Genomic DNA, 3744 nt, shown 5'->3' with positions numbered 1-3744 from the left:
GGGGGTTTTCTCGGGGGGGGGGGCCCCCCCCCCGGGGGCCGCCAGCCCCCCCCTGTCCCCGCTCGCCAATTGTTTTCTGAGGAAACCCTACGGGGGCCGGGTGGGGGCCCCCCCCCCCCCCCGGGCCGGGGGCGCGGGCTGCGGTCAGTGTGTCCGATTCGCTTCGGTCGGTGGGTGGTTGCCGGCGGTCGGCGAACCGGCCGCGGCCTTGCCGCGTGCGTCGAGCACGGCCAGTACCAGCGTGGCCAGGCCGGCCAGGCCCGCCAACACCGAGATGCCGGGCAGGATCACACCCATGACCATGTTCTGGGCGTCGCGCCAAGCGGAGTCGGTGAGCCGGAACAGCCCTATCCCGACGGCGGTCAACCCGAGGAGCATGATCACCGCGTGCCAGATCACCGGGTTGGCCGGCCGCGGCTCGACGGCCGGCGCGGGAGCCGGCGGGAACGGCGTGCCGGTCGGGAGCGGCGGCGCCTGGGCCGCGGCGGCGACGGGCGCGCCGGCCGGGATCGGCGGGGCGGCGGGCGGCACTTCGTCCCACGTGCTCAGCCGCGGGGTCGGCGGGGCCGCGGCCCCGTGGGCGACCTTGACGGTCTCGTCGTCGGTGCGGCCGGGCGCGGGCGCGGTGGCCCCGTGGGCGACCTTGACGGTCTCGTCGTCGGTGCGGCCGGGCGCCGGCGCCGCGGCCCCGTGCGCGACCTTGACCGTCGCGTCGTCCGTGCCGGCGGGCGCGGGCGCCTCCGGGTCCCGGGCCACCTTGACGGTCTCGGCGTCGGTACCGCGCCGGATGACCGGCACCCGGACCGGCGCGCCGCCGTCGTAGGGCTTCCTGGCCGCGGGCTTGTCGGCCGGGGGTGCGTCGGCGTCGGCCGCCGCGTCCACCCCGCCCGCCGGCTTCCCGGCGGCGTCCTTTCGGCCCGAGCGCGCGGCAGGGGTCGCCGCGGGGGTCGCGTCGTCGGCCTCGTCCACGCCTTCGGCGCCGCCCGCCCGGTCGGCCCCGGCCTTCCCGGCGCCCTTTCCGCCCACCTTGGCGGCGGGCGTCACCACCGGAGTCGCGTCGGCGTCGGCCGCCGTGTCGGCATCACCCGCCGGCTTCCCGGTGCCCTTCTTGCCCGTTCGTACGGCGGGCGTCGCCACCGGAGTCGCGTCTTCGTCGACCTCGGCGGCGACCGCCGTCGGCTTCGCGTTGCCGCGCTTGCCCGCCGGGGTCGCGGGTGTCGCCACCGGGGTCGGGTCGTCCCCGTCTTCCGCCGCGTCGTCGTCCCGCTCCGCGTCGGCCTTCGCGGCCGGCTTCCCGGCGCCCTTCCCGGCTCCGCGCGCGGCGGGCGTCGCGACGGGAGTCTCGTCGTCGTCGGTGTCCTTGCCCGTGCGTATCGCCGCCGGCGCCGGCGCGACCAGCGCCGCGAGCGCGGGCACCTCGGCGGTCTCCGGCTCCTCCGCCTCGTCGTCCCCCTCGCCCGACTCCGCCTCCGCACGCTCGGCAACATCCGAGCCCGAGCCCGAGCCGCCATCCGCAGACGCGGAGAGCGCGGAGAGCGCGGCGAGTGCCGCCACGTCTTCCGGAAGCCAATCCTCGCTCGGTTCCGCAGCCGCGAACCGCGCCACCAGGTCCGCCGCCGAAGGCCGCGCGGTGGGGCGCTTCTTCAGGCAGTCGGCGACGATCTCGCGCAGCCAGTCCGGGAGTTCCGCCAGGTCCGGCATCTCGCGCACGACCTTCTGCGCGATCTCGGCGACCGACCCCGCCCCGAACGGGGCCACGCCGGCCGCATGGCACAGCACCCCGCCCAGTGCGAACACGTCGATCGCCGGGCCTATGGAGCCGCCGGTGACCTGCTCCGGCGCGGGCAGTCCGGGCACGTCCACGACGCCCGTCCGGGTCATCCCGGCCGAACCGAGTGCCCGGGCCAGCGCGTAATCCGCGACGCGCGGCCCGTCCGCCGCGAGCAACACGTTCGCGGGCTTGAGGTCACGGTGCGTCAGATCGGCCTCGTGGATCGCCGCGAGTCCCTCGGCCAACCCCGCGCCGAGCGCCCGCAACGTGTGTTCCGGCAGCGGTCCGTGCGTCGCGACCGCCGTCTCCAGGGACGGGCCGGCCACGTGCTCGACGACCAGCCACGGCGGAGTGCCGTCCGGGTCCGCGTCCAGGACGTGCGCGACGTGGGTACCGCCGACCTCCTGCGCGGTCGTGACGTCCTTGCGGAAACGCTCCAGGAATGTCTTGTCGGACGCCAGATCCGGCCGCACCAGCTTGACCGCGACGTGCTCACCGCCGGGCGCGCGCCCGAGGAACACCGCCCCCAGGCCGCCCTGACCCAGCCGGGCCGACAGTCGGTACCGCCCGACAACCCCGGGATCGCCCGGCTCCAGCGGATCCATGACTGCCGCCCCCTCTACGTACGTGCCGTGCCAAGGCAGGGAGCGGCTCCAGGGCATGCCAACGGCCCTGTCGGTCTCGCCTCCCCGCGGACTGTTGCCGCAGCCTACCCCGCGAGCCGAGGCCCCACCGAGGACCCGGACCGGCCGGTCGACCGGCGTCCGCCGATGCCGCGACATCCGCGGACCGGCGGGACATGTCCGGATTCGCGCCTTTGACCACGCTCCGCGCGCGCGGCTAGCTTCACCCCGCAGCGGCTGCACCGCGCCGTCGTGGACCAGGCAGCCGTTCGGCCCGCGACCGGTGCGTCACGCAGCCGTCCGGCACAAAGGCACAACACGGGTGTCACCCGGCAACATCACCCCACACGGCGAGGGAGCCGAACCGATGGCGATCGTTCTGGGCCCGAATCGATACGGCAAGGCCGAGGTACGACTGGTCCGGGTCACCCGGACCACCGCGACCGAGCACGAAATGGCCGATCTCAACGTGTCCGTGTCGCTGTCCGGCGACCTCGCGGACACCCATCTGCGCGGCGACAACGCCCATGTCGTGCCGACCGACACGATGCGCGCGGTGGTGTACGCCTTCGCGCAGGACGAACCGCTGCCCGCGATCGAGGCGTTCGGGCTGCGGCTGGCCCGGCACTTCGTCGACGCGTACACCCCGATCGACACCGCGCGGGTGCGCGTCCGGGAGTATCCCTGGATCCGGGTCCCCGGCACGCACGGACCGCATCCGCACGCGTGGACCCGGGCCGCCGGCTCCCGGTACGCGGGTGTCGTGCACGGGCCGGCCGGTACCGAGGTCTGCTCGGGGCTGGCGGACGTCACCGTGCTCAAGTCCACCGGGTCGGAGTTCCACGGTTTCCTGACGGACCGTTACACCACGCTGGCGCCGACCCGGGACCGGGTGCTGGCCACCAGCGTGCACGCGTGTTGGCGGCATCGGCGCGACGAGGGCGACGAGGGAGGCGGTACGCCGACCGACTGGGACGCGTCGTTCGGCGCGACCCGCGACACGTTGTTGCGGACCTTCGCCGAGACGCACAGCCTGTCCCTGCAACAGACCCTGTACACGATGGGCGAGGCGGTGTTGACCGAGCGGGAGGAACCGGTCGAGGTGCGACTGGAGTTGCCGAACAAGCACCATCTGCCGGTCGACCTGGACGCGTTCGGTCTGCACAACGCGGGCGAGGTCTACCAGGTGCCGGATCGGCCGTACGGCCTGATCGAGGGCACGGTCCTGCGCGACGACGCGGCACCGGCGCTCGCCGACCTGCCCTGGCAGTAGACCCGATCCGGCCGGAGCGGCCGGCGGGTTCCCAACCCGTCCCGGGCATGCCGCGGGGGCGGGGCACCCAATGGCGC

2 protein-coding genes are annotated in these 3744 nt (G+C 75.2%); one reads left to right on the top strand and one right to left on the bottom strand.

The window, feature by feature from the left end; all coding sequences use genetic code 11:
• Positions 1–144 precede the first annotated feature (144 nt).
• A complete protein-coding gene (locus tag ACFXMF_RS30015; protein WP_380020862.1) occupies positions 145–2376 on the bottom strand; it encodes a serine/threonine-protein kinase in 2232 nt (743 codons plus the stop codon).
• Between the two features lie 385 nt (positions 2377–2761).
• On the opposite strand from ACFXMF_RS30015, the gene pucL reads away from it, so the two are divergent.
• On the top strand, positions 2762–3667 hold the full coding sequence (pucL, locus tag ACFXMF_RS30010) for a factor-independent urate hydroxylase (protein WP_379992726.1): 906 nt from the start codon (positions 2762–2764) through the stop codon (positions 3665–3667).
• Positions 3668–3744: the final 77 nt, after the last annotated feature.

It is taken from the genome of Embleya sp. NPDC059213 (assembly GCF_042754445.1).
Taxonomy (GTDB): domain Bacteria; phylum Actinomycetota; class Actinomycetes; order Streptomycetales; family Streptomycetaceae; genus Embleya.
The sequence above is the reverse complement of the archived record's forward strand: the minus strand, read 5'-3'. Positions and strand labels throughout refer to the sequence as shown.

Excerpts from the sequence above, each read along its gene's own strand:
- ACFXMF_RS30015 (WP_380020862.1), bottom strand. The coding sequence starts at position 2,376 with ATGGATCCGCTGGAGCCGGGCGATCCCGGGGTTGTCGGGCGGTACCGA.
- pucL (WP_379992726.1), top strand. The coding sequence starts at position 2,762 with ATGGCGATCGTTCTGGGCCCGAATCGATACGGCAAGGCCGAGGTACGA.